At 56.4% G+C, this 24,650-nt stretch carries 24 protein-coding genes; 12 read left to right on the top strand and 12 right to left on the bottom strand.

From position 1 onward, the window contains the following. Positions 1 to 79: 79 nt before the first annotated feature. The 3 genes from Pla100_RS19480 to Pla100_RS19470 all read right to left on the bottom strand — a co-directional run bounded on the left by Pla100_RS19480 (position 80) and on the right by Pla100_RS19470 (position 2,239). Complete coding sequence (locus tag Pla100_RS19480; RefSeq protein WP_146579374.1) at positions 80 to 1,258, bottom strand: diadenylate cyclase; 1,179 nt, start codon at positions 1,256 to 1,258, stop codon at positions 80 to 82. 3 nt (positions 1,259 to 1,261) lie between these two features. Further along, a complete protein-coding gene (locus Pla100_RS19475; RefSeq protein WP_146579373.1) occupies positions 1,262 to 1,696 on the bottom strand; it encodes an HAD family hydrolase in 435 nt (144 codons plus the stop codon). Between the two features lie 165 nt (positions 1,697 to 1,861). Then, positions 1,862 to 2,239, bottom strand: coding sequence for a hypothetical protein (locus Pla100_RS19470; RefSeq protein WP_146579372.1), 378 nt, complete (start codon positions 2,237 to 2,239; stop codon positions 1,862 to 1,864). A gap of 249 nt (positions 2,240 to 2,488) precedes the next feature. Between Pla100_RS19470 and Pla100_RS19465 the strand changes: the two genes are divergently transcribed. Beyond that, a complete protein-coding gene (locus Pla100_RS19465) occupies positions 2,489 to 2,983 on the top strand; it encodes a YciE/YciF ferroxidase family protein (RefSeq protein WP_146579371.1) in 495 nt (164 codons plus the stop codon). Between the two features lie 113 nt (positions 2,984 to 3,096). Here Pla100_RS19465 and Pla100_RS19460 read toward each other — a convergent pair whose 3' ends face one another. Both Pla100_RS19460 and Pla100_RS19455 read right to left on the bottom strand, forming a co-directional pair. Beyond that, positions 3,097 to 3,420 (bottom strand): ArsR/SmtB family transcription factor, encoded by a 324-nt coding sequence (locus tag Pla100_RS19460; RefSeq protein ID WP_146579370.1) that lies wholly within the window; start codon positions 3,418 to 3,420, stop codon positions 3,097 to 3,099. Positions 3,421 to 3,535: 115 nt separating this feature from the next. Next, positions 3,536 to 3,931: a hypothetical protein gene (locus tag Pla100_RS19455; protein WP_146579369.1), complete on the bottom strand. Its 396-nt coding sequence runs from the start codon at positions 3,929 to 3,931 to the stop codon at positions 3,536 to 3,538. 350 nt (positions 3,932 to 4,281) lie between these two features. Here Pla100_RS19455 and Pla100_RS19450 point away from each other — a divergent pair, with 350 nt between their 5' ends. From Pla100_RS19450 to Pla100_RS19435, 4 genes are read left to right on the top strand one after another with little or no spacing between them, the layout of a single operon-like run. Then, complete coding sequence (locus Pla100_RS19450; protein WP_146579368.1) at positions 4,282 to 5,142, top strand: phosphate ABC transporter substrate-binding protein; 861 nt, start codon at positions 4,282 to 4,284, stop codon at positions 5,140 to 5,142. Then, the gene (pstC, locus tag Pla100_RS19445) at positions 5,120 to 5,980 is read left to right on the top strand and encodes a phosphate ABC transporter permease subunit PstC (protein WP_146579367.1); all 861 of its coding nucleotides are present in this window, start codon (positions 5,120 to 5,122) and stop codon (positions 5,978 to 5,980) included. Before Pla100_RS19450 ends, pstC begins: the two co-directional genes overlap by 23 nt. Continuing rightward, complete coding sequence (gene pstA / locus Pla100_RS19440) at positions 5,967 to 6,866, top strand: phosphate ABC transporter permease PstA (protein ID WP_146579366.1); 900 nt, start codon at positions 5,967 to 5,969, stop codon at positions 6,864 to 6,866. Before pstC ends, pstA begins: the two co-directional genes overlap by 14 nt. Then, a complete protein-coding gene (locus tag Pla100_RS19435; protein ID WP_146579365.1) occupies positions 6,863 to 7,621 on the top strand; it encodes a phosphate ABC transporter ATP-binding protein in 759 nt (252 codons plus the stop codon). The genes pstA and Pla100_RS19435 overlap by 4 nt, the downstream gene beginning before the upstream one ends. Positions 7,622 to 7,662: 41 nt before the next feature. Here the strand turns inward: Pla100_RS19435 and Pla100_RS19430 are convergent, their stop codons facing one another. The 7 genes from Pla100_RS19430 to Pla100_RS19400 all read right to left on the bottom strand — a co-directional run bounded on the left by Pla100_RS19430 (position 7,663) and on the right by Pla100_RS19400 (position 15,780). Beyond that, entirely contained in the window at positions 7,663 to 8,082 is a 420-nt protein-coding gene (locus Pla100_RS19430; protein WP_231603252.1) for a carboxypeptidase regulatory-like domain-containing protein, read from the bottom strand. Beyond that, complete coding sequence (locus Pla100_RS19425) at positions 8,079 to 9,101, bottom strand: DUF1559 domain-containing protein (protein ID WP_146579364.1); 1,023 nt, start codon at positions 9,099 to 9,101, stop codon at positions 8,079 to 8,081. The genes Pla100_RS19430 and Pla100_RS19425 overlap by 4 nt, the downstream gene beginning before the upstream one ends. A 189-nt stretch (positions 9,102 to 9,290) precedes the next feature. Then, positions 9,291 to 10,853 (bottom strand): permease, encoded by a 1,563-nt coding sequence (locus Pla100_RS19420; RefSeq protein ID WP_146579363.1) that lies wholly within the window; start codon positions 10,851 to 10,853, stop codon positions 9,291 to 9,293. Continuing rightward, entirely contained in the window at positions 10,850 to 11,308 is a 459-nt protein-coding gene (locus tag Pla100_RS19415; RefSeq protein ID WP_146579362.1) for a hypothetical protein, read from the bottom strand. Before Pla100_RS19415 ends, Pla100_RS19420 begins: the two co-directional genes overlap by 4 nt. Further along, a complete protein-coding gene (locus Pla100_RS19410; protein ID WP_146579361.1) occupies positions 11,305 to 12,288 on the bottom strand; it encodes an AAA family ATPase in 984 nt (327 codons plus the stop codon). Before Pla100_RS19410 ends, Pla100_RS19415 begins: the two co-directional genes overlap by 4 nt. Then, positions 12,285 to 14,582 (bottom strand): transglutaminase-like domain-containing protein, encoded by a 2,298-nt coding sequence (locus tag Pla100_RS19405; protein WP_231603251.1) that lies wholly within the window; start codon positions 14,580 to 14,582, stop codon positions 12,285 to 12,287. Before Pla100_RS19405 ends, Pla100_RS19410 begins: the two co-directional genes overlap by 4 nt. Then, positions 14,563 to 15,780 (bottom strand): DUF58 domain-containing protein, encoded by a 1,218-nt coding sequence (locus Pla100_RS19400; protein WP_231603250.1) that lies wholly within the window; start codon positions 15,778 to 15,780, stop codon positions 14,563 to 14,565. The genes Pla100_RS19405 and Pla100_RS19400 overlap by 20 nt, the downstream gene beginning before the upstream one ends. 999 nt (positions 15,781 to 16,779) lie before the next feature. Between Pla100_RS19400 and Pla100_RS19395 the strand changes: the two genes are divergently transcribed. The 7 genes from Pla100_RS19395 (at position 16,780) to Pla100_RS19365 (ending at position 24,647) form a co-directional block, all read left to right on the top strand. Then, complete coding sequence (locus tag Pla100_RS19395) at positions 16,780 to 17,214, top strand: DUF2946 domain-containing protein (protein ID WP_146579360.1); 435 nt, start codon at positions 16,780 to 16,782, stop codon at positions 17,212 to 17,214. Positions 17,215 to 17,564: 350 nt separating this feature from the next. After that, positions 17,565 to 17,873, top strand: coding sequence for a Flp family type IVb pilin (locus Pla100_RS19390; protein WP_231603249.1), 309 nt, complete (start codon positions 17,565 to 17,567; stop codon positions 17,871 to 17,873). Between the two features lie 132 nt (positions 17,874 to 18,005). Beyond that, a complete protein-coding gene (locus Pla100_RS19385; RefSeq protein WP_146579359.1) occupies positions 18,006 to 18,452 on the top strand; it encodes a prepilin peptidase in 447 nt (148 codons plus the stop codon). 64 nt (positions 18,453 to 18,516) lie between these two features. Then, the gene (locus Pla100_RS19380) at positions 18,517 to 21,159 is read left to right on the top strand and encodes an RcpC/CpaB family pilus assembly protein (RefSeq protein WP_146579358.1); all 2,643 of its coding nucleotides are present in this window, start codon (positions 18,517 to 18,519) and stop codon (positions 21,157 to 21,159) included. Next, positions 21,152 to 22,336 (top strand): AAA family ATPase, encoded by a 1,185-nt coding sequence (locus Pla100_RS19375; protein WP_146579357.1) that lies wholly within the window; start codon positions 21,152 to 21,154, stop codon positions 22,334 to 22,336. The genes Pla100_RS19380 and Pla100_RS19375 overlap by 8 nt, the downstream gene beginning before the upstream one ends. Continuing rightward, positions 22,336 to 23,754 carry a CpaF family protein gene (locus tag Pla100_RS19370; protein WP_146579356.1) on the top strand — a complete coding sequence of 473 codons (1,419 nt, stop codon included), beginning with the start codon at positions 22,336 to 22,338 and terminating at the stop codon, positions 23,752 to 23,754. Before Pla100_RS19375 ends, Pla100_RS19370 begins: the two co-directional genes overlap by 1 nt. A gap of 2 nt (positions 23,755 to 23,756) precedes the next feature. Next, positions 23,757 to 24,647, top strand: coding sequence for a type II secretion system F family protein (locus tag Pla100_RS19365; RefSeq protein WP_146579355.1), 891 nt, complete (start codon positions 23,757 to 23,759; stop codon positions 24,645 to 24,647). The last annotated feature ends 3 nt before the right edge of the window (positions 24,648 to 24,650 follow it).

Genomic DNA, 24,650 nt, shown 5'->3' with positions numbered 1-24,650 from the left:
AACGTCACTTTCACGCAGATCAAACTGGTTAAAGCGATTGCCGTGCCAAAATGAGTTGCTTTGCTGTCAATCGAGAAAGTTACGGGGCAATCTCACCAGACGGCTGAAGCGAGATCAGGATTGTTTCAGGAACGACCGCCTCGGTCGTCAGCTCACGCGGGATGTTCGTCAAGTGGTTCGCGGTATGCCAAGTGGTGACCGATGGTCGATCAGTGCCTCGCAGGTCCAAGGAGACCGTCATTTCGACAGGGTCGAGCAAAGTGAACGCATTCTCAGGCCCCGACAATGTCAATTCCGCATAAGTGGGTTTGGGATCGGCAACTTGAAACCCTTCAGGCAGATTTCGAAACTCGATCGGCACGACGAACGTCCGCTGCACGGTATCGGTTTGAAAAGCAAAGAGCCACCAAGAGAGCGTAGCCAAAGCGATCGCGACCAGCTTCAATCCCCAGTTGGGATCGCGTCTGGTTCGATTGCTTTGATCGACGTCGTTCTGGTCGTGATAGTACTTTCCTAAACGCGATGCGAGCTCGGCGGGCTCGATCACTTTCAACTGTCCATCTTGGGCCAACGTAATCGTTCCGCGCTCTTCCGAAACGGCGACGACCAAGGCGTCGCTGCATTCGGCGAGGCCCGCTGCGGCGGCGTGCCTCGTCCCGCCATCGGGCACTTGGTCGAATCGTGTGGTCAGTGGTAAATGCAGCCCCAAGCTGACAATCCGGTGTCCTTGAATGAGCACCGCGCCGTCATGGCCGGGGGATTTCGGGTGAAAGATGCTCTTTAACAATGGCTCGCTTATCTGGGCATCGACCTCGACACCGCCTTGCAGATGAAGATCGAGAGGTTGCCGGTTCGGAAACACCAACAATGCTCCGATTCGGTCTTTGGCCAAGTCGGTCACCGTCTGAGTGATCGTGTCAACAGTACGGTGTGATGGCCGTGCATCCGAAACACCGCGAAACCATCTCGTCGACGTCAAGCGTTCGAATCCGTGGCGAATGTCTTGTTGAAACACCACGACCATCGCCAACAGCAAGCCAACGATGCCGTAGCGAAACGCCATGATTGTTAAGAAGAGATCGAGCCAACGAGCGATTAGGAATAGCACGCCGAGCGACACCACGATAACCGCAAGTGATCGAGACGCACGGTCCCGCAACCACACGAGCAGGATGTAAATCAGTACGGCTACCACCGCAATGTCCAGCCCGTCGGCAAGCCGTACATGGTCAATCAACGGTCTCGCGAATGAGTCCATTGGTCACCACCGTGGCAACAACATCACGGCGTCTTTGTTGAAAATGATATGCAAGTCGATTGCAAACTCACGAATCACTTCGAGCGAAATCGTCTCGAACGGCTGCCACGTCGCCACGATGCACCGCCCCGTCTCCAATCGATTCACACCACGCCGTTGCAGCTCTGCAGCGAACTCCGGCGGCGGAGGTTCAGCGAGCAAGGTTTCTTCGCCGGTGGTCGGGTCAAAGAGCAAAGCCCCATTCTCGGCCACGATGCGATCAAACAACGACACGTCGGGAAACAGATCCAAGATCGGTTCGAGCCGTCGGCCGGTCACCATTAATAGTTTGCGGCCTGAGTCTCGCAATCGACGCAGCGCGTCGACCGTCGAGGTTTCGACATGACCGTCCTTCGCCAGGGTGCCGTCGTAGTCGGCGGCAAGCACGTGATAACGCATACCCTAAAGGTTCCGTCCTGAGTGAAAAATAGACACGAGCACTTCATTCAAATCCGAATGATGCGTAAGTCCGTAGCGAAAGCCAACTAACATTACATGAGAAATGCTTGACAGCGAATGAACTGCCAAGCACACAGAGTGATCTTCTCGTCTCGAGCCGAACGCTTATTCGACTTCAATCTCTTCTACCGCATCGGCTTTCTCTTCGCCCGCTTCTTCAAGGGCGTCCGCTTTTTGTTCACCAACCTCTTCCTTACGATCGGCTTTCATTTCACCGCGTTCTTCCAACATATCGGCCTTGTCTTCCGCAGTATCCTGGACGGGCTCGGACGACTCATCGGTACGATTCCTTAGAGATTCAGCCGCGTTTTGTGACTGGTCGCGGATGGCTTCAGCGGCCGACTTAGATTGGTCGCGAATCTCTTCGGCAGTTTGCTGAGTCGTATCACGGATCGCATCGGCTTCGCGATCCATTGCGGACTCGTCGCAGCCGACCGTGGCGAATGTAGCAAGGGCCAAAGCACAGGTGGCTAACGTCTTCATCGTGTTGTTCCTTCAGAGGGGAGTAGTGGTCACCCGCGAACTTGCGGGGACTGATCTCCGTTACGGAAGCATTCCGTGTGCCAATCCAGAAAGCGTCTATACAGTATCGAGTCCCCGAAACAAGAGGTGCATCAACGATTCGATTTCGCGAGGCGGTTGGTCCGCCAGTTGCTTTCTCGACGGCGACAAGTCCGATTGGCTGTTTCAGCGTCGACTCCAAATCCTTCCCCTTCAATAGGAAACCATAAGATGTCCATGAAAACACTCGCCGATGCCTTCTACGACGAACTGCGTGACGCGTTGAGTGCTGAGAAACAATTGGTTAAAGCCCTTCCAAAGATGATCAAGAAAGCGTCATCTGAAAAGCTGGCGGCCGCTTTGCAAGAACACCTCGACGAGACCGAAAAACAGGTCGAGCGAGTCGAGAGCGCTTTTGAGGAAACCGGCAAGAAAGCCCGAGCCAAAACCTGCGAAGCCATGAAAGGGTTGGTCACCGAAGCGGAAGAGATGCTCAAAGAGGACGCCGAACCGGCGGTCAAGGACGCAGTCATCATCGCGTGCGCTCAAAAGGTCGAGCATTATGAAATCGCAACCTACGGGACGCTGTGTACCTGGGCCGAAGCACTCGGATACGACCAAGCATTGAAGTTGCTTAAGCAAAACATTGATGAAGAAGAAACCGCCGACAAGAAGCTCAGTGAGCTTGCCAAGACCATCAATCAAGATGCCTTAGCGGACGCCTAAATCTCGCTCCTCAAGTTCCGTCTCGCTCCAATTGCGTTGAATACCGAGGCCGGTCGTTTTGAGATCGGCTATCAAAACGCAATTGGGGCGAGTCGTTTTGTGCCACGCTTTTCTCAACTAACATCCAACCGACAGCAGCCGAAATCGAGCACGGAATCATCCTTCTTTCGCTTCGGGTGAAAGACCTCAGAGTCGAGCGAGTAATAGATGAACTTGCCCTCCCTCCGCGTTTGTACGATCCCGGCGTGGTAGAGCACTCGAAGGTGATGCGAAACCGTCCCGATTTCAAGCTCGAGAAGCTCGGCGACGTCGCCTACGCTCAGCGGCCCCATTTGCAGTGCGCGGATCACCTTCAAGCGTATCGGATCCCCGACCGCTTTGAGATAAGTGGCGCACCGTTCATCTTTTTCTTGTTCGCGATTAGCCGGTCTAGCCACTGCCGAGTTTACCTATTCGAGTTTCGCATCAGTACTTACTTGGATCCTATCCAAAACGGCTCTGCCCCTTTAGAGGCGATCGCCGGAGAGGGTCAGACCCCTTTTCAGATAGGCACTAAAGACGTTTCATCCGCACCGAGCCCTGATCGCCGACCGCTTGAAAACGACCGTTCATCCTGTGCGAACTGAACTGAGCCTGCATCTTGTAGCTACCCAGTAGCGGGCCCAATCGTTTGTCGGCGACATAGCCGGAGGAACCATCTCGGGCAGGAACCAAGTCGACGCGATACGCAAACGGGATGATCTTGAAGAACCGCCCTGCGAACAGAGCGGAGTAAGTGCCATTGCTGTTAGGCCGGATGTTAGCCCGCATCGGCCCTTGATGGCCGCTTGACGGACTCGACCACTCGCCCTTCCAACGCCCCGCCGGCGAAGCGGCTTGGCACCAACCGGCAAACATCATCCAGAACGAAAAGACAAATGCAAATTTCATCGCTCGCGGGGTATTCATAGATCATTCGCAAAAAGTAATGGATTTGGTTCGGATGAAAGGTCATCTGACGCGATTTTGTTAAACGTTCATCCTGATTGCGCGAAGCAGACCGGTCAAGAGATGGCCAAAGGTGCGTTCGGAGTTCCCGGTTTCGACGGCGAAGCCAATCGCAGAATTGAGTGAATCGAGCGAAGCGGGGCAAACGTGTCGGGTCGCGTTGCCGTGAAGCTCGCCAGACACTATGATAATCAAACAAACGTTAGATTGTTTATGGTTTTGATTTATCTCCCTTCCCGTCATTCGGAGCTGCCGAAATCGATGCGTTCATGTGGAACCGATCATGATGTGCCGGCGTGGGATTACGACCGATGAAGAATCCGCGAGCTTTATTTCCCCTTTTACTCATGTGCTGGACGCTCGTGGGTTGCAGCTCCGCTTCGTTGCCGAATCGCGACTCGGACGGATTTTCCGGGCAACTCACCATCACTGGTTCCAGCACCGTGGCTCCGCTTGTCACCGAGATCGCTAAACGGTTCGAGAAACAACATCCCAGCGTGCGGATCGATGTACAGACCGGCGGCAGCGGAAAGGGGATCGCGGACGTGCGTTTGTCAGTGGCCGATATCGGCATGGCGAGTCGAGCCCTTGGCTCCGATGAGTCCGACTTGACCGCTCATCGGCTTGCAGCCGATGGCGTCGGATTGATCGTTCACGCATCCAATCCGATTGTCGAGTTGACCCAGGAACAGATCATCGCGATCTATACCGATCAAACGAACGATTGGGGCGACGTCGGTGGTGACAACGATAAGATCATCGTCGTTCATAAAGCCGAAGGTCGAGCAACGCTGGAAGTCTTTTTAGAACATTTCGGCATCGAGAATCCGGCGGTCAAGAGCGATGTCATCGTCGGTGAGAACGAACACGCGATTAAAACGGTCGCGGGTGCCCCGGGTGCGATCGGCTATGTTTCGATCGGAACCGCGGAAGCCGATCGGGAACTCGGAGTACCGATCAAACTGCTGCGGCTCGGCGGAGTTGAGGCGAGCACCGCGACCGTGGCCAGCGGTGCGTTTCCGATGAGCCGCCCGCTCAATTTAATAACCACGGATTCGCCGATACCTCTGGCGAGCGAATTCATTCGTTTCTGCCAATCGCCGGATGTTCATGACTTAGTTCGATCGCAATATTTCGTTCCGATCGAGAATGAGCCGGACCGTGCGAAGTGATTGGATACTGACCGTTCTCACGCGGTCGCTAGCGATCGTTTCGGCGGCGATCATTCTGCTGATACTCAGCTTTTTGCTTCGCGAGTCCCTCCCGGCTCTACGGCAACTTGGGATCGTGCGGTTCGTTACCGATGTGAGTTGGCATCCGCTATCGGGACAATTCAACTTCATGCCGATGGTCGTGGCGACTCTGGTCACAAGTTTGGGTGCGATCGTGATCGCCGCACCTTTGGGAATCGCCTCGGCCGTGTTCACTCACTTTTACGCACCATCGAAACTGGCGGTATGGTATCGTCGGCTGATCGAACTGTTGGCGGGAATCCCGTCGGTCGTGTTCGGCCTTTGGGGACTCGTCGTGCTGGCACCCATCGTTGCGAACCTAGGCGGCAGCGGTCAAAACCTATTCACGGCTACCGTTGTTCTGGGATTGATGGTGTTACCAACCGTTGCGCTGTTGTCCGATTCGGCAATCGCATCGGTGCCGCGAGAGTGGATTCAAGGGGCGGCGGCATTGGGGATGCAGCGTTCGGCCATCGTGGGGCAGATCGTGTTGCCCGGCGCCAAACGCGGGATCGGCAGCGGAATCATTCTGGCGCTGACACGCGCGTTGGGAGAAACGATGGCGGTGCTGATGCTGGCCGGCAACATCGTCGAAATGCCAACGTCGCTGCTTTCGCCAGGACGAACTTTGAATGCCAACATTGCCTTGGAATTGGGCTACGCGTCGTCAGCACATCGTTCGGTGCTATTCGTTAGTGGTTTGATGTTGATGCTCGTCGTCGCAACCATCGTCATCGCGGTTTCACGTCGTCAGAGGACAACTCATGACGGAGAATAGAATCACGGCATCATCAAGAAGGTTCATCGCACGCCACGTTATTCGCGAGTTCGTCGTGACCACGATCGTGTGGGTTGCCGCCGCGATGGTGCTCGTGACTGTCGCTTGGATTTTGTTCGATGTGGCGGCACGCGGATTCGCCCACGTGACGCCTTCGTTTCTTATCGAAGACGTTCAGAATGCCGGTCGTGAGGGCGGCATCGGTCCCATCTTTCTTGCGACCGGACTGATTCTGCTGGTTTGCATGACGGTTGCGATTCCTTTGTCACTGGGAACGGCGATCGCACTGACCGAACAGGTTGGTCGAGAGAATTTTTTCTCACGCAACGTTCGCCGCTCACTCGACGTTCTGGCGGGCGTGCCGTCGATCGTGTTTGGATTGTTCGGCAACGCGTTTTTTACGATCACGTTAGGATTGGGCTATTCGATTCTCTCGGGAGGGTTGACGCTCGCCTGTATGGTGCTGCCGATCTTGATCCGCACTTCAGAGCAAGCGATCATGGCGGTTCCGTCGGACTACCGTTACGCCGCCGCCGCGTTGGGATTGCGACGAACCTCGATTTTGTTCCGTGTTGTTTTGCCATCGGCCGCGCCGGCGATCGTCGCGGGGGTGGTGTTGAGTATCGGTCGAGCGTTGGCGGAAACGGCGGCGTTAATCTTCACGTCGGGCTATGTCGCCCGCACGCCCCGATCGCTTTTGGATTCCGGTCGATCGATGAGCGTTCATATCTATGACTTGGCCATGAACGTGCCCGGCGGCGGATCGCGTGCTTATGCCACCGCATGTGCGCTGGTCTTGATGTTGCTGTTGATCAACGTTGCGACCGGTTGGTTGTTGCGTGTTGCCGGGTTATCCGACCGGCCCAAATCGATAGGTTTCCGATGATCGTCACCGAAGAACTTTCCGTGGCCTATCATGGTCGTACCGTCTTGCGAGACGTCAGTATCAACGCCGTGCCCGGGACCATCCTGGCATTGGTCGGCCCGTCGGGATGCGGCAAGAGCAGTTTTCTGGCCGCGTTGAATCGCTTAACCGATATGATCCCTGGTGCGAGTGTCGGCGGTCGCATTCGATTCGGTGGTATTGATCTTGACGAAGCCTTTTCGTCGTCGGCGGAATTGCGTCGCCATGTCGGGATGATCTTTCAAAAGCCCAATCCGTTCGCGATGTCCATTGCCCGCAATATCGAGCTGCCGCTGAGGGAACACGGTTGCCGGGACCGCAGTGAACTGCAACGCGTTACGGAGAACGTCCTGCGAGATGTCGGACTGTGGGACGAGGTCCGCGATCGGCTCGATCAATCGGCCTTGGAACTTTCCGGTGGTCAACAGCAGCGGCTTTGCATCGCCCGAGCGTTCGCGCTGAAGCCACAGGTTTTGTTAATGGACGAGCCTTGCAGTTCGCTCGACCCGGTTTCGGCCGAGCGGGTTGAACGTTTGATTGCGTCGATGCGAGGCCGGTACACGGTATTGATCGTCACCCACAACCTTGCCCAAGCAAGGCGCCTGGCAGATCAAGTGGCGGTCTTTTGGACTCACGACGGCGTCGGCGAGATCATCGAACAAGGTCAGACAGAAACGGTGTTCACTGAACCAAGCAACAGCATCGTTGCGTCGTATCTTTCAGGCCGGCAGGGGTAGTCATCGTTAGGCACTGACCCAGACGGTTCGTTTGGATATGTCTACGGCTCGAGAACGATCATCACGGGATCGGTTCGATCGTCCGCGATCTCGACGGTCAGACCGCTGGTGTAATAGTCGGCGTATCGACGCGGTACCGTGTTTCCGTGTGCATGGGCTTCCTTGGCCAAGTCTTCGGTTAGAACGATTTGGACCACGACGACTTCATAAGCCCCCGACGGCAAACCGACGTTGCCGTCTTGATCGGCGGGATGGAAGGTGCCTTCGGAACTGATGCGACTGGCGAAACGTGCTTTGTCGCTGGTCCGTCGAAACTCGATGCTTCCGGACATGACCGGCGTTCCGTCCACGAACCGGACGGTGCCCGAAGTCGGGCCGACGACGTTACTGCAGCCACCCAAAGAAACGACCAAGACAATGCCCGCCCCGAATGAAATTGCTCTCAACGTATTGCGAATCACGGGACCAACTCGACCACCCGAGCGTCACGTCGATTCGCCAACGCCCCGAGCACTTTCGTATCGGTGTCGGGGTTGAAGAATCGAACGCTGCCGTCAACGAGTGCGAAGTGTACGCCACCGGGGTGCCAGCTGCCGAACGAAAACATATCCGCCAAAACGTCGTCGGGACCATTGGCCAGTCGCAGTCCTGGTCCAGCCAACCGGCACGACGCGGGCAAGTGGTCGCCGTCGTAAGCGGGCGAGTCAAACGGGAATTGTTCAAGTTGTGAGATCGGCACGAACTTTTCGCCGAACAGAAACGTGTTGGAAGTTCCGTCGCTGACCGACGCCATCCGAATACGATCGGACGGGCTAACCGCTATGCCGTTTTGACAATTAGGCCGAACGCTAATGATCACCCCCGTGCCGTTGCCGCCGAAGTAGAAATCCGTCGGGTCGCCCGTCGCACCGGGAGTCAAGTCGCCATGATTTCCGGCGTAGTCGCACAGAGCCCCCGGCACGTCGAGAGAGACACTCGTCGGACGTGGCGGAATGGGACATCCACACGGCAGTCGACCACCTCCTCCCATAACCGTCGTGCGCAATTCACGGGTGCCGATCGGACGCGTGCCGCTACGCCGTGACGGACATAGAAAAATATCGGGGACGACGGTACGAACGTTTTCTTCGTGCTCGTGCCAAGGCTTTGAGAAATCCCATTGATCCCCAAGCGAAGCCTGCTCGATGAAGGGCATGATCCGGGCAAGCCAAGTCGGCGTCTCGAGTCCGCACTGATCCGAGGGATCGGCGTCGGGGCGGGATTCATAACGGGCCGGCGGAAAATAACCAACAGCATCGTGATGCATGTGGGTCGCCAGAGCCAACTGCCGCACCCGATTGGCGCAATCGGTGCGTCGGGCCGCCTCGCGTGCAGCCTGCACCCCAGGCAACAACAAGGCAACCAAAATCCCAATGATTCCGATGACGACCAGCAGCTCGATGAGCGTAAAGGCACGCTGCGGATAGTTCTTTGTATTCAACTGAATGGATCATCCGCTTGAAAAGGTGAAGGCAACTCAGTCCGACCGCCGTTTATCTTAATTTAACTAGGTAAGAGTTGCCACTATGACCGTGAGCCACCTGTCAAATTCGCCCACACGTTACCCAAACCTTTCAGTTTATGGTCAAAAACACACGTCTTTCTTGATATGTGCGACAATCAAGCTGATTCATTCATTTTGAAACGATCGTACCCAGCGTGAGTTGGTCGCAAAAATATCCTGCACGACCGCGCGGACTTCTTCCGGCTCGTACGGATCGTGTTCCAATTCGTGCTCGAGCAATTCCAGCTTCTTGCGGATCAAGTATCCCTGCATGCTCTGGTAACGCCGCAGTTCTCCGCGTCGCAGAAACGCCCCCACTTCCAAACGACGGCTCCATTCTTCCCAGACCGGCAACCAAAACAACGCATGGTCTTTGTCGCCGCTCAATGCCGCCGACAAGCATTCACCGCGAGCTAAGGCGATCTCGTCCAAACATTCCTTTGGCGACGGATAGTAGGCGTAACAGGCGACGACACTCAATGCGACCAATCCAGCCAACATCGTCGCCCCGATGACACCGCGTGGGACGATGACATCGAATCCCCGTCGCCCGGTCGCATCGGTCGACTGCGGCGCCGCCACTGCCAAGCGTGACTCGTCGATCGCCAAGGCGCGCAGTATCAAACCGATCACCACGAAGAACGCCAAGGCGGCCAAGGAAATCAATCCTGCGATGTCGGCCTGTTTCAACACCGCCTCACGCGCCGTCAACCAGAAGTTCTGATGCAGCGACGAAAGCGGATTGGCATAGATGTCAAACGCGTGCGTATGCCCGGCCGGATGCACCCCCGGTGGCACGAGTGGTTTGTTGATCGCATATGAAATCGCCATCACGATCACCAACAATCCGGCCAACCAAGTCGCCGCCGCTTTCCAACCAAAATGCCTGCCGAACCAAAACGGTGTGGCGAGGTTCATCCCGGTTCCAAGAATCAACAACGTGAACGCGGCACCGGGCGAGTTGGCATGTTGGAACATCATGCCCAGTTGGCTCATCGCCAACATCGGCGTCGCGTAAACCGGAACGGCAACCGTCAACATCGTCAACGGTGCCATCGGATCGTCACGTTCAACACTGTGTTGCATCGCACCGTAAGGCAACGCGGAGGCCAGGACGGCGAGACCCGAAAGTGCCAGCAGCGTCAACGCCAACGGAACCCCGGTCGCATCGCGGGCCATTTGGATCATCGTCGCGACCAATCGACGCATGCCGATCAAACCCGATTTATCGGCGACGTCATCGTTTGATTCATCGAGCGGTTTGCGACGGTCCAGCGCATCCCACAACAATCCAAGCGCCGTCACGATGATCAATGAACCGAACGCGAACAACAAGATGACCACCGGACGACTGAGCGTCAGCCCGTACAACAGCGACAACGGATTGAACAGCGGAGCCGATAACGCGAACGCCGACATCGCCCCCGGCTTCACCCCCGAACGACGCATTTGAATCAGAATCGGCAATACGCCGATCGAACAAACCGGCAATAGCATTCCGACCAACCAAGATTGCGGCAGCGCCCGCAACGAATCGCCGCCGAACAACCGACGCGTGCCATCGCGTCCGAGGTAATACCGCAAAATCGCGGCGATCAACAAACCGACCAACAACGTCGGCGCGGCCGCGATCAAACCTTGAGCGATACGGATCAATCCGCCGACGAGCATGATCAGAGGCGAATTCATGGCGTGGAGCCTTTCCATTTCGGAAGTTGATCGGGAATCTTAGGCAGCGACTGCTCAATCAATTCGCACAACGCGGTCGTTTGTAGGCGGTTCGCATCGGTTAGTTCATGGTTCGCCGCACGCAGGTTTGCCGACAACGATTCAGCGGCGTTGTCCAGCGGAATCCAATCAGGTTCGGGTAAGTTGGTGTCGGCGGCAATTTCGGGCACCCAACTGACCAGATCGACGATCTCGTCGGCCTGCTGCTTGGCTTCGGCGGGCGACGACTTCGACGCATCGAGCCGTTGACGAATCTTCGCGGCCGCGTCTTCCAAACCATCAGGCCAGTGCGGTGCGACTTCGTGATCGTCTTCGAACAACGACGTCTTGGCCGAATCTTCAGTAACGCAACCGGCAAACAGCGTCATCGCAAGGGACACCGTCACAACGTAACGAATGAAAGGTGAACGCATCATTTGTACTCCGGTGTCGCTACGGAATTCATGATCCGATCGATCACCTTCTCGACACTTTCTCCACGAGTCAGCAAACGCACCGACAACACCGGACCGGCCACCTCGGCGACGTCGGTCGGAGTTACAAAATCTCTGCCCTTGAGCATCGCCCACGCCTGTGCGATCGCTTGCCAGCACATCATCCCGCGAGGGCTGACTCCGAGTTCGACCGATTCGTCGGACCGACTCGCTTCGACCAGATCGATCAAGTAGTCGGTCACCCGCGGATGAACACTGACGCGTTGAGCTTTCTGCTGAAGCGATTGCAAATCGCTCAACGACAGCGGCGAGGTCGCCGTGGCATCTTTGAATTTGTCGCTCTCGATCGAATCGTGAACCTCGCGTTGTAAAATTCGTCGTTGGGCTTCGCGATCGGGATAACCGATCTTCAGTTTGATCGTGAATCGATCGAGTTGGGCTTCGGGCAAAGGATACGCGCCATGAGAATCGATGGGGTTTTGGGTCGCGATGACAAAGAACGTCGGCGACAGCGGTTGAGGCTTCCCATCGATCGTGACTTGTCGTTCGGCCATCGCTTCCAACAACGCGCTTTGCGTCCGCGGCGTCGTCCGGTTCAACTCGTCGGCCAGCAACACGTCGGCGAAAACCGGCCCGGAATGAAATTCAAATTCACGTGTCTTCTGGTTGAACATACTGAAACCCGTGATGTCGGCCGGCATCAAATCGGGAGTGCACTGCACCCGCGCTAAACGACCGTGAATGCCTTCGGCGATCGCTTTGGCCAGCGTTGTTTTGCCCGTCCCCGGCAAATCATCCAACAGCAAGTGCCCACGCGAAAGCAAGCACGCGATGACCAAGTCGATCTGATCTTCTTTGCCGAGCAGAACGCTGCGCAAGAACTCACGCAAGCGAGCAACATCGGGCGACGATGGAACTGAATCTTGATTGAATGGTGTTTCGGTATCGGCGGTCATGCTCATGACATCGCCTCCTTGGTCAGTGCGTTGATGGTGCGAACGTGAAGCAAGTCGACCAGTGCGGTCGCATCACGATTCGATGGTTCTTTGCCGTGACCGAAGAACAATTCATCGGCGGCATCGGAAAAACGGCGAGCCGCACGTGCGATTTCTGCGTCGGCGCGGGTGAGTTGTTCGAGCCAAGCCCGTTGGGACTTGCCAGTCGGTCGACGTTGACCGGCCAAGCGGGCTCGGGCTTCAATGATTCGGATCGCCAATCGGACGCGTTGACGAGGTCGCAGCCAACGGGCCAACGCCCAGACCGCCGACAGCAACCAATCGATCCAGAAACATCGCGTCAGGTAAACGCAAATCGAGACCACCACGCCGGCGGTCATGACGGGCCAATACGCCGCCGCAAATCGAACGGCAAGCAATCGCCACGAGGGCCGATAAACAGGTGGCATGAATCCTGGAGTTGGTTCGATCTCAAACCATCGTCCGTCGTCCAATCGCACTTCCGCCCAAACGTGGACGTCTTGCGGGAGCACCGACGCGTGGCCCGCCGCCATGTCGAACGAATCCGGTCGCACATAAAACCCTGTGACCAGCCGCGACGACAATCCGATCTGACGGGCCATCAAAGCCGCCGTGGTGGCAAACAGATGATCGCCACCGCGACGTGACCGCCAAAAATCCTCAAGCGAACTCGCACTCGATTCGCCGTCGCGATCGTATGTGAAGTCGGTGCGAAGCTTTTCGATGCAAGCGTTCAGCTGATCGACGGGGTTGGTGTGACCAATGATCGCTGATTCAACCAATTCTCCGATCGTTTCTCGTGAGCCGACGGCGCTAGCCGCGGGTTCTCCGGTCGCTTCTCGTGAACCGACGGCGCTACCGGCGGGCTCCGTTTGCAAATTCGTGCCCCGGAGTCCCTCACGAATCTCGTCTTCCATCAATCCGACGCTGGCCACATGCACTACCGTCAGCGGCGGCACCTTGTCGCGTCCGGGCATGAAGAAACTGCCATCGCCGGTGATCCCGTAAAAATCTTGACGGTCGACTTCTTTGATGTGAACGCCCGCCGTCATCATCGGCACCGGCAGACGCTGCGAATCGAGCCGGATGATCTTCAATAAACCCACCGACACGGCCTCGCCATCACGCGACAACACATCACGCATCGCCGGATCAAAGAACCAAGGGGCGTCGTTAATGTCCACACGCGTCAGCTTTTCAACGTTCAGGTCTGCCGATTGCGACCATTGATCGCCGTCGAACGTATCGTAACGCTGCATCGCCAATCGGATGCCCGTCGGGCCGTCCCACTGCACGACGCTCGCGTCATTCTTGTCTTGAAAATGGCGGTGCTTCTTCGGCGGCATGCGTTGTGTAGAAAACGACCCGCCGCCCTGCTCGCTTTTGGCCGCCCGCTCGTGCATGGGAATCACGTTTTCGTTGTTCATCCCTTGTCGTTTTTCCCATTTGTTCTTTTGCTTCTTCGGTTCGCCGATCATGTCGTTGAACATGTCGAACAGTGTCGACTCGGTCGACTCCAAAAAGATGTCTGAGTCCACCGCCCCGAACGACTCGGCATGATCCTTGGCCGCGATCGCCGCGTCGCCGGTTCCGACGCCGCTTCGCGCGGCCGGGTCGGACCACTCGCTGCCTCCGCTCGTCGGCATCCAACCGAACTTCAAGTGTGTGGGGTCTTTCATGCGGTCTTGGATGGCGTAGCCGCCGACGGCGAGCACGACGAGCGTCATGATCATCACGCTCGGACGCAGCGACCACGATCGCTGGACCGACGCGGGCATCGCCAAATCGAGTCGTTCCCAATGGTTCGCGATCAAATGCCAGACGCAACCGAGCATCCACACCAACGGCACCGCCGCAGCGTATGGGCTGTCCGAAATTGAAGCGCAAAACAGCACCAAGAATCCGCTGACGACGAGCGATAACGATCTCGTTCGATTCGTTGTTGCTCCGACGGCCATGGCCAACGATGCGGCCCCGAACAGCGTCAAGGCGGACATCTCATAAGCGATCGGCGAACCGAATGCGCGGGCGGCGAACGCGAACGCGATCGGCGAGATGGCAAGCACCGATGTCGCCAAACTGGCGACCCGTTTCGGTAGGCGAGTTCGATCACCGAAAGTCTTGGCGACTTCCGCTACTAGCAGTGCCGCGACGATCGTTCCCATCTCCGCCAAGAACCAGAAACGAGACTCGACGAAAAACCGTAGCGGAATCACCGAAGCGATTGCCAACGCGGCTAATGCGATCGTTTCGATTCGTCTACGCGACCAGGTTGGCATCACGCACCTCCGTCCAAAACTCCATCAACCCTTGCGCGAGGCCTTGGTCACGGCGGATCATTCGATGAGAGTGGCCGCCGGCCAATCGGTGGTTCACCGCCGGATCGGAAATGCAAACCGCGACGTCACCACCGTGAGCCGAAGCGATCGTGATCGAGGCTCGCTGTCCCGATTGCTTGGAGAGTTGTCGAGCCTCGAAACCGTCGGCGGGAACTTCGGCGAGTGCGTCCATCATTTGCACAAAACCGTCCCAACCTCGTCGAACGTGAAAACAACGTTGTCCGACATAAACCCGCAATGGCACGGACGCTTGATGCAAGTTTGCCAAGACGCTCGCGGCGACGCGGATGCGATCGGCGAGTTGATCGCGATCACGGGTCCGGGCCGCATCGACGATCACCTCGACGCTCGGACATTGTGGGCCGCTTCGCTGCGTCACCACCAGATCACCCGATCGTGCCGTGGCAATCCAATTGACCTGCCGCATGCAATCGCCGCGTCGGTACTCACGCACGCCCAAGAAATCACCCGCCCGACCGGTCCGATTGCCTTCGCCGGTTTCCGCCGCCCGGCGTCCGGTCATCGCCGTTTGGCCGGCGATCGGATACACCTTCGGCCACACCGTGACTGGGGAAATGTCTCGTAACTTTCGCTTGGCCGTCCAAATTCCGAACGGAAACGAACACGTCAAGATCGCATCGCCGTCGGGATATCGGCCACGCAACTCCGGGCGGATCGTGAAGTGATAGGTCGATGTCGCCAACGCACGAACGAACGCGAGCGCCACCGTCGGCACCGCCGCCGCGTCGTCGCTGGCGATTCTGCGGTCCAAGAATCCCTCGACCGCCAAACCCCACACCGGCATCGGCAATCGGTTTCGCACCGCCAACCGCAATTCACAAGGATCGCCCTCGTGAACGTGGGATTGACCCGGGCTCAAGCGACAACTCACCGCGCGAACGGCGATCGCCGGCCAAACCATCCCGACTGCGATCACCGACCCGAGCGACGCCGCAAGCGTCCAGCCGATCGGTGCAAGATAGACTCCAACGATCACGCTGATCGCGGTCGCCAAGACGAACCAACCAACGGGTTCTTTCAACCAATAAACAAAACGATTGGCCCAGGGGCAAAAGTCCGTGGTCAGCAAACGCGCTGCCAAACTTCCGCCCATGGGCACGTCATGGGCCATTGCCATGAGACGCACCTCGGGTACAGAAACAAGAAAGGGGAAACGAAAACGTCACGAGTTCGTCAAACTCGTGGCGGTCCCCTTACCGAGATGCTGTTGCCCAAGACACCGCGTGAAACCACGCGATCGGCAACTCGCAAAATGAACTCCGCAGGCGAGTCACACTCCGCCCGCGCCGGTTCAACCAAAATCGCCCCATCTCGTGAGGCGAAGAAGTTTTGGCAAATGCTGCAATGATCCGAATCATGCTCACCCGGGCAACCATGATCCGATGGTGAACGATCCGCGAGGCAAGATCCCGACGATTCCACCGGCTCGGTTTGGGCGGAAGCGGCCTGATGTTCGGCGTGAGAATGCGTGCAAGAACACGAATGCTCCGGTACGGACGCGGTAACCACGTTCACGCATTCAACGTCACCGTCGTGCCGGACGCAACAAGAACTGGCCGAATCAACACACCCGACGTGCATCCAGCCCGCAACGTTGCCAAACAGCAACGATGCGATGCAAAGGTAAGCACGGAGATGGTGAGAAACGTACAAAGGTCAGGCCAGCTAATCGAACCGTGTGGTTTCGGAACTCGACAACAAATCAACTCAATCAGCCGCTACGCGATAGCGTGCGGTTAACTCCTCGTTGGGCGACAGTGCTGGCGGCCGGGTTACTACCTGGCAACCAATTCATCTCAGGCTTCCGCCTGACGAGTAAGTTGGGAATTCGGGGATCGGGAGGCGGGAGCCTCCAAGGCAGTGCGTTCCCAGGCGGGAGCCTGGGAACGAGTGTCAATCTTCGATTCGGTCCGACCAAGGAACACATTTTGATTCTCGTTGGTGCCCTACGTGTGGTCAATGCTGAAAGTTCAACGAAGCCGCCACCTACACGAAAACTTCATCGCAAACATTTTTTTGCCTCTTGACGAACCGAATGATCGCACGCATCGTATGTCGGTCTTCTGTCCTTGGTCGGACCAAATCCCAATCTGAATTCTCGCATCCAAAGTCTTCGATGACTTCGTTCGTCCGACCTCTCTTCATCAGTCTGCTATGTGGGATGGCCGCCATCGGCCATGCCCCGGTGTGGCTGCATGTTGCCGGTTGCGACCACGAGAGTCACTTGCGAGTCGCTGTTCATTCGTCATTGAACGAGCAGGCTCCATCAACCGAAAAAGGCGACTGCCACCACGGTTGTTGCCATCACAACACCGTCGAAGCAGAAGGCGTCGCGGACGAAAGCTCCGACCACTCCCACGACGGTCATCACTCGGACTCATGTTTTCTCTGCCAGTCGTTGGGTGTGCCCAACGGCGTCGGTTGGCAACTGACCTCGCCGTCGGTTGTCCTCGCCGGCGTTGAAATCACCAAGATTCCTAGCTTGATTGCTCCTGAATCGAGCTTCCGATCGATTCCCCATCCCCGAGGCCCGCCTACGCCGCTCGCGTAGTGTCTCTCCGCCTCCAAGTGATGTTTGCCTGCCGCTAGCGGTGCGCGTCATCACTGCCCGGACTTCACCAACCCATACGTCCCGTCGCGTACGGTGCAGTTGGTCAACGGTCCGACCAAACCCGATCGGCTGCGCCGGCGCGGCGGGGCTCCACTTAAAACGTTCGGTTCTCCGCACGTTCCAGCCAAGCGGCACCGCCGCTAACCATACAAGCTGCACGGAAGCAACACACGATTCACCGTGTGCGGACTGTTCGTCGCCGCCGCACACGCCTGCATTGGTCATGCGGAACCTTTGGTCAGGCGGCAAAAGTTTTTTCAGTAACTCGTTTTCTAAAAAGGAAAACACACATGCGTAAGTTGTTTAAGAACAAGAAAGGCCAAGGCTTGGTCGAGTACGGCATCCTGGTCGGTGGTATCGCTTTGGTTGCACTTGCTGCCACCGCGATCCTCGGTCACAAGACGACCGACTTGATCGGTACTGTTGCGGCCTCACTTCCCGGTGCTCATGACGAAGACAATGGTGCTATCGTCAGCGGTCAATTAGTTAACACGACCACAACCGGTCAAAGCGGCTTTGTACTCGATGGCCAAAACCCAGGGAGCTTCTCTAGCAACCTTGGAATTGATGTCGATGGTTTGATCGTGGAACCAAACTAGTTTCTGAGCGAGTTTGATGCTCTTTGCGAATTGCAAGGCGCTATGCGATACGGACTGCCTGGCGGGTGTGAATCCGCCGGGCAGTCTTTTTAAAGTGAAACAGATTTGCAACTACAAGGCCGTTGAAATCCGATGCCGATTGGTGAAATTTTTTTGTGGTGGCTTCCTACGGTTGTTTGTGCAATCGCGGTGATTCACGACTTGCGGAAACGAGAGATTCCAGATTGGCTGCCGGTCCTTTTGGCAATCCTGCTTCCCGTTCGACTTCTGCTTGATCAGGAAGCATTTCCCTGGTGGCATTATGTCGTCGGGGGCGTTGTGGCACTGCTCATCGGAATGATTGTTGGACGCGGGGATCGTTTTGGCGGTGGTGACATTAAGCTGTTTGCAGCGCTTGGCCTGTGGTTTGGAGTTTATGCCGTTGTTCCGTTGGCGTTGTGGATTGCAATCGCTGGCTTACCGTTGGCAATCGTTGCGGCGCTGCGAACTCAACAAGATTTTGCGTATGCTCCAGCGATCTTCATTGGCGTTTGTGTTCATTGTTTGTCACCAGAATTGATTCAAAGAATGATGCTGTAGGTGAGCGGCAACACAAGAACGTATCAACCCGCCACGGAAGGCATGAACGAATTAAGAACTTTCCATGGCTAAACAACGACGCTCCGCAGCTCGCGGCTCTTACCTTCCAATCGTCCTGATGGGTGTCACCGTCATCGGGATGCTTGGACTATCTGGCATGGCAGTCGCCTGGACACTGGGTTTTTTCGATAAGGAAGCGAAGGCAGCGGCCAAGCCGATCGATCGAACCGGGCAACTTGCTTTCCCAGCGATCGTTCGTCCCATGAACGCCTATGACGCGCTGACGAAAAATGACTTCATCAATCCGCAAACGCAACAGCTCAATGTCATTTGGCTTCCCGAAGCGACGGCGCAAGTCGCTTCACGGAATATGGCTGACCTCATCGGACGTGTGCTGCGCCGCGATAAACAAGCGGGCATGGTGCTGAGCGAAGCGGACTTTCTTGAAAAAGGAACGCGACCCGGACTTGTTGCTGGGATTCCGGCAGGCAAGTTTGCAATGTCGATTCCTGCCAGCGGAATTGCGGGACTGGAGCAACTGCGCGGCGGTGATCACTTTGACTTGCTCGTGTCGTTACCGATGCGAGATGGCGAGGACCAGCTTACCAACAGCGAACCGGCCGCATTGTTCGGCGGCATCAAACCACCGTCGCTGCGCGTCGGTCAACTCTCACGACGCCACGGGGTGAAGCATCTGGTCACCGATGGCATGCTGGTCACTTTGTTTAGCGGTTCGAAACGATCAACCAACGGTCCCACGGGACTGACCGTGACGCCAAGCAGCAGTAAATCGAAATCAACAGCGACGCCAGCCGCAGTCTTTGCCGAATTGGCCGTTAACCCCGACGAAATCGGACCACTGACCGAAGCGATTTCGCTTGGCACAAAGATGACGTGTGTTCTTCGCAGCGGATTGCCGGGCGGCGATGTCGGCGATGCCATGTCAACCGAAGGAATGGTTCCGGTGATCACGACCGCTTCGCCGGTGAGTGCGTTTTCAGCATTGACCGATGAGAACCTAATGGACGAGTCGACCGGGCAACTGCACTTGTATTACTTTGCTCCCGATAAAATCTCGAAGGAGTGGATTTCAGATCCTGCGAAATTGTATGGCCGCGTCGTCGCGCGACCGCTGCGGCGCGGATCGCTGGTCACCGAAAGCGATCTGTTGCCTCCCGGAACTCGGCCCGGTATCTCGGCAGGTTTGCCTGCGGGAATGGCAGGCATGTCTTTGTCCAAAGAGAATGTTCAAGGCTTCGAGAAGCTTGCTGTTGGCGACACCTTTTCGATCTTGACGAAAGTGCCTGGTGAAGTCACCGCCGCAGCTCCGAGTACTTCTTGGGCAACACTTCAAGGTGGACAGCTCTCTGATGAAGACGCTCGCATCGCCGCGATGGTACGAACCGGGATTCGTGAAGTGGTTCGCGATGCTGTGTACTTGTCGGAGTCAGCGGGTGACACGGTGATCATTGGCATTCCTGAATTGGAAGTTGCCAAGTTGGCTCAGCTCATTCGCGATGAAGTGGAAGTGTTCGCCGTGGCGAGATCGAGCCAGCAGGAACTCGATTCAGCAACCCGTTCCCCCTTGTTCCCAGGCTCCGCCTGGGAACACACTGCCTTGGAGGCTCTGCCTCCTGCACCAGGATTAGCAGGCGGAGCCTGCGGTGCAGTGCGTTCCCAGGCAGGAGCCTGGGAACTAGTGAATTTCCCCAGCCCCTCACTCCCTGCCCCTCTCCCCGAAGCGGGGCGAGGGGAGCCAGAGACGAGACTGGTAACTCAAAACCAACCCGGCAACCCGTTCGAAAACGCTCAGCGTCAAGGCGGCAAAATCCCAGTTCCCATCCTGGTCCAAGAAATTCCCGCTTACGAAGAACTCACGATTGATGACTTCATCGACCCAACCACTGGAAACGTGCAAACGCTCTATTTTGATTCGGCCAATGTCGACCAGGACTGGGAACTCGATATTCGCAAACTGATCGACCGCATCGCTGTCCGGCCGCTGCGAGCAGGACGCCCCGTGCGAACGATCGACTTGGCCCCAGCCGGATCCATCGCGGGGCCATCACTTGGTTTGGAACCGGGGATGCGCGGCGTAACAGTAAACGCAACTCAAATCGTGGGCCTCGATTCATTGTCAGTCGGAACGGTGTTCGACTTGGTGTCTGCGCGTGGTATCGAAGTCAGCTCGCTAGCGGACAAAGTCAGTCAATCGATCGCCAGTTCGGACGCCGTTAAAGAAGCCACGAAGTTGCCCGGCGGTCGAGTCGCAGCGTCGCGTACCGTCGCAACGCAAGTCAGGCTGCTCACCAATTCGGGTACGGTGCAGATAATTGTTCCGAAGCTGGGTGGCGTCTCAGAAAAACAAACTCAAACACAGTTGACGGCGGACGGGTCCACGGTGACGGAAACGGTTAAATCGGATCCAGTGACCTTTGAAGAACGCACCGTTCCACAATTCGTGCTGGCGGTTCCCGATGAGTTCGTAGGTTCTGTCTTAGGCGTCCTTGATACTCAAAATCCCTTGCATGTTTCTTTGCGTCCCGTCAATGAATCAAGTATTCAGAACGCAGATTTCTCGCGGCAAGGCGAGTCAGATCCAGCCGTGCGCGCCGTTCTGCAAGAGCATGTTCGCGGGACCAGAATCGAGAAAGAAGTCTTCCTGACTGATCGGCCTGAACCGTTGGTGGCAACCCTAGATGAATGAATCTGCGTTCGCCCCCAAGCTATTGATCTTCGCAAAAGATGAAGCGGTTGGTCGTGAAATTCGCGATGCAGTTCGTAACGGGGCCAGCGAAGGACCCGTCAACGTCTACATCACTACGGACCTGACTCAAGCCGTCAACACCGTCCGTGATCGCGAACCCAACGCGGTAATGATCGAGCTATCCGGAGAACTTTCGCACGACCGATCTCGAATCGGCGAACTGCGGTCGGTCAATCCCGAATTGACTTTAGTCGGTGTCTACAGCGGGGAATCCAATACCGCAAGCATTTCATCCGGCTATATGGTTGAACTGGTGCGTTTAGGAGTCAGCGATTTTCTGCGCCGTCCGATCGCTGAAGGGGAATTGAACGGATTCATGACCCGTTTGATCCCTAACCAAAATGTCAACGAGCCATCGCGATACGGTACTTGCGTTGCCTTCATCAGCAACAAGGGAGGCGTCGGAAAATCAAGCTTAGCCGTCAACACGGCGACTGCTCTGGCGATGCGGTATCCCGACGAAGTGTTGTTGATCGACGCGTCACTGCAAATGGGCGTGTGCGCACCGATGTTGAATTTGTCACCAGAAACATCGCTGTACGATGCGTTCGAACAACGACAACGTTTGGACAGCACACTCATTCGACAACTCGCTACACCACACGAGTCCGGTCTACTGTTGCTCGCCGCACCGCCCGATCCATTGGCCGCAGCCGACATCGACGACCAATCGATCGTGCGTGTTTTGAACTTAGCCAGACGCACGTTTCGCTTTGTTGTTGTCGATACGTTTCCGCTGTTCGACCAAGTCGTGATGAGTGTTTTAGACATCGCGACGCGAGCGTATGTGGTGCTGGATAACGTTGTGCCAACGGTGCTAAGCGTGGTTCACCTGCTGCGATTGCTCGAAAACCTTCAATACCCCTCAACGCGTTTGCGAATTGTTGTCAATCGTTACCAACAATTGGCGGGCAACCCGCTGATCGATGATATTGCTCGTTCGCTGCGAATGAATGTTGATCATGTTCTGCCGTACGACAAACGGATGATCACCGCAGCAAACGTTGGTCGTCCTTGCACAATGGATTGGGTGCGATGGTCGAAACTGCATCGCGAGCTGAAGCAACTCGCCAGCGAGATCGCGGCACTTCAGCCGGTCCAAGAGGAGGACGATTGATGTTCGACGAAACACATGAAGATGCCGGGAAACTCGCACGACAACGATTGTCCAAATTTCGCTTTCAAGTTCCTAAGGATCGAGCACTCGAACGAGAAACGTCAAAGAATGCCTTCAGCGTTTCAACTGAGGTGGCGACCCGATCGAAGGCAGCCGACTATGTGACGGTGAAAACGGGCCTTCATCAACGCTTGCTCGATCTGCTTAACGAAACCCGTTTTGTTGGCGCATCGGACGACGTTCTCGAGAGCGCAGTCAAAGACTTTGTCGAGCAAATTCTTGAGAACGAAGACCTGCCGCTCAACGCTGCCGAACAACGACAACTTGCCGATGACCTGACGGAAGAAACACTCGGTGTCGGTCCGCTCGCGCCGTTGCTGGGCGATCCTGCGGTGACGGATATCTTGGTCAATCGATTTGACCAGATTTACATCGAGCGATTTGGAAAGCTCGAAACGACTGAGGTTCGCTTTCGTGACAACGAGCATTTGGTTCGCATCATCCAGCGGATTGCCGCTCGCGTCGGACGGCGAATCGATGAAAGTTCACCGATGGTCGATGCTCGCTTGGCCGATGGCAGCCGCGTCAATGCAACCCTGCCGCCGGTGACGATCGATGGACCGACCCTCTCGATTCGGCGATTTGGCAAGCGACGATTGCGACAAGACGATCTGTTGCGGCTGGCGATGTTTTCAGCCGCGATGCGCGAGTTCATGTACTGGATGGTGCTATCTCGCAGCAATATTCTCGTCGCCGGAGGAACCGGCGCGGGAAAATCGACGTTCCTCGGCGCTCTATGCGAATCGATCCCCGAATCGGAACGAATCGTCACGATCGAAGACGCAGCGGAGTTGCTCTTGGACCAAGTCCATGTGGTTCGAATGGAAACGAGACCAGCGAATTTAGAAGGCACCGGTCGAATCGCCGCAAGAGAACTGGTGATCAATGCGCTTCGCATGCGTCCGGATCGCATCATCGTCGGCGAAGTTCGCGGTGGCGAAGCGCTCGATATGTTGCAAGCGATGAACACCGGACACGACGGCAGTTTGACGACGGTTCACGCCAATAGCCCACGTGATGCCGTCTCGCGTTTGGAGACGATGGTTTTGATGGCTGGGATCGATTTGCCTTCGCGAGCGATCCGCGAACAGATCGCTTCCGCAGTGGACCTGATCATTTCCGTACGGCGCTATGATGATGGTGTCCGACGCGTCGAGTCGATTTCCGAACTGACCGGCATGGAAGAGTTGACACCTCAGTTGCAGGACATTTTTGTATTCAAACAACGTGCGCGAAAAGATCGCCAGATCATCGGTGAGTATCAGCCAACGGGAATCGTTCCACGACGAGTACACACGCTTCGCGAACGAGGCTTTGATATTCCACTGGAGATTTTTCGCAGCGGGAGCGAAGGCTAATCGTGGCAATCGTTCTGTTCGTTCTGTTTGGTGTGATGTTGCTTGGTGGACTGTTCGCCGTTGCCATCGCGCTGTATCGAAGCCAACTGGCGACGGTCGCGCGAGGCCGACTGTTTGAACAAGTCAAGTTGGTCGATGGAGCGGCGGTCGCTGACGATACGCAAGAGTTCTCGGTTCGACATCGGCGCAGCCGAGTGCTGGCGCGGTATTGGTGGATCGGGATTCCGATTGCGATTCTGATCGTCGGACTGGCTGGGTTCGGGCTGTCGATTCCGTGGCCGTACTTGCTCGCGTTTTTCGTAATGATCTTGTTGTGCGCCGGACAAGTCGATGCGATTTTCGTGCAAATGCGAATTCAAAAACTGGAACAGCAGCTCGCCGATTCGATCGACATGATGGTCGCTGCGGTGAAGTCAGGTGCCGGATTGCAATCGGCTTTGGAATCGAGTGTGAAGCAAGCTCGACGCCCCTGGTTAACCGAGGCCGAGCAATTGACGCGAGCGGTTCGTTATGGCGAAGACCCCGTCGCCGCACTTGGCGATCTTTCGGAGCGGCTTCCTTTAGAAAGCGTGACGCTGTTTTCGCAAACACTGGCCGTGAATTGGCGTGTCGGCGGACGTTTGGCATTGACTTTGGCGAACGTCGGCCGCACGGTGCGCGATCGCATCGAACTGTCGCGAAGAATGAATGCGATGACAACGCAAGCGAGACTGTCGGTGGTGAGTGTCATCGTGGTGACGTACTTCATCGGTGCCTTGATCTGGCGGAATGATCCCGAACGCATGACGGGATTTTTGACCAGCATGGTGGGGCAAATCATGGTGTCGGTCGGCATGTTGTTGCAAGCTGTCGGCACAGTTTGGATCTCGTGGATGAGTAAACCGAGGTTCTAAAGC

The organism is Neorhodopirellula pilleata (assembly GCF_007859915.1).
Taxonomy (GTDB): Bacteria; Planctomycetota; Planctomycetia; order Pirellulales; family Pirellulaceae; genus Rhodopirellula; species Rhodopirellula pilleata.
Note: the sequence above shows the minus strand (reverse complement) of the source record. Positions and strands in the feature narration are given on the sequence as shown.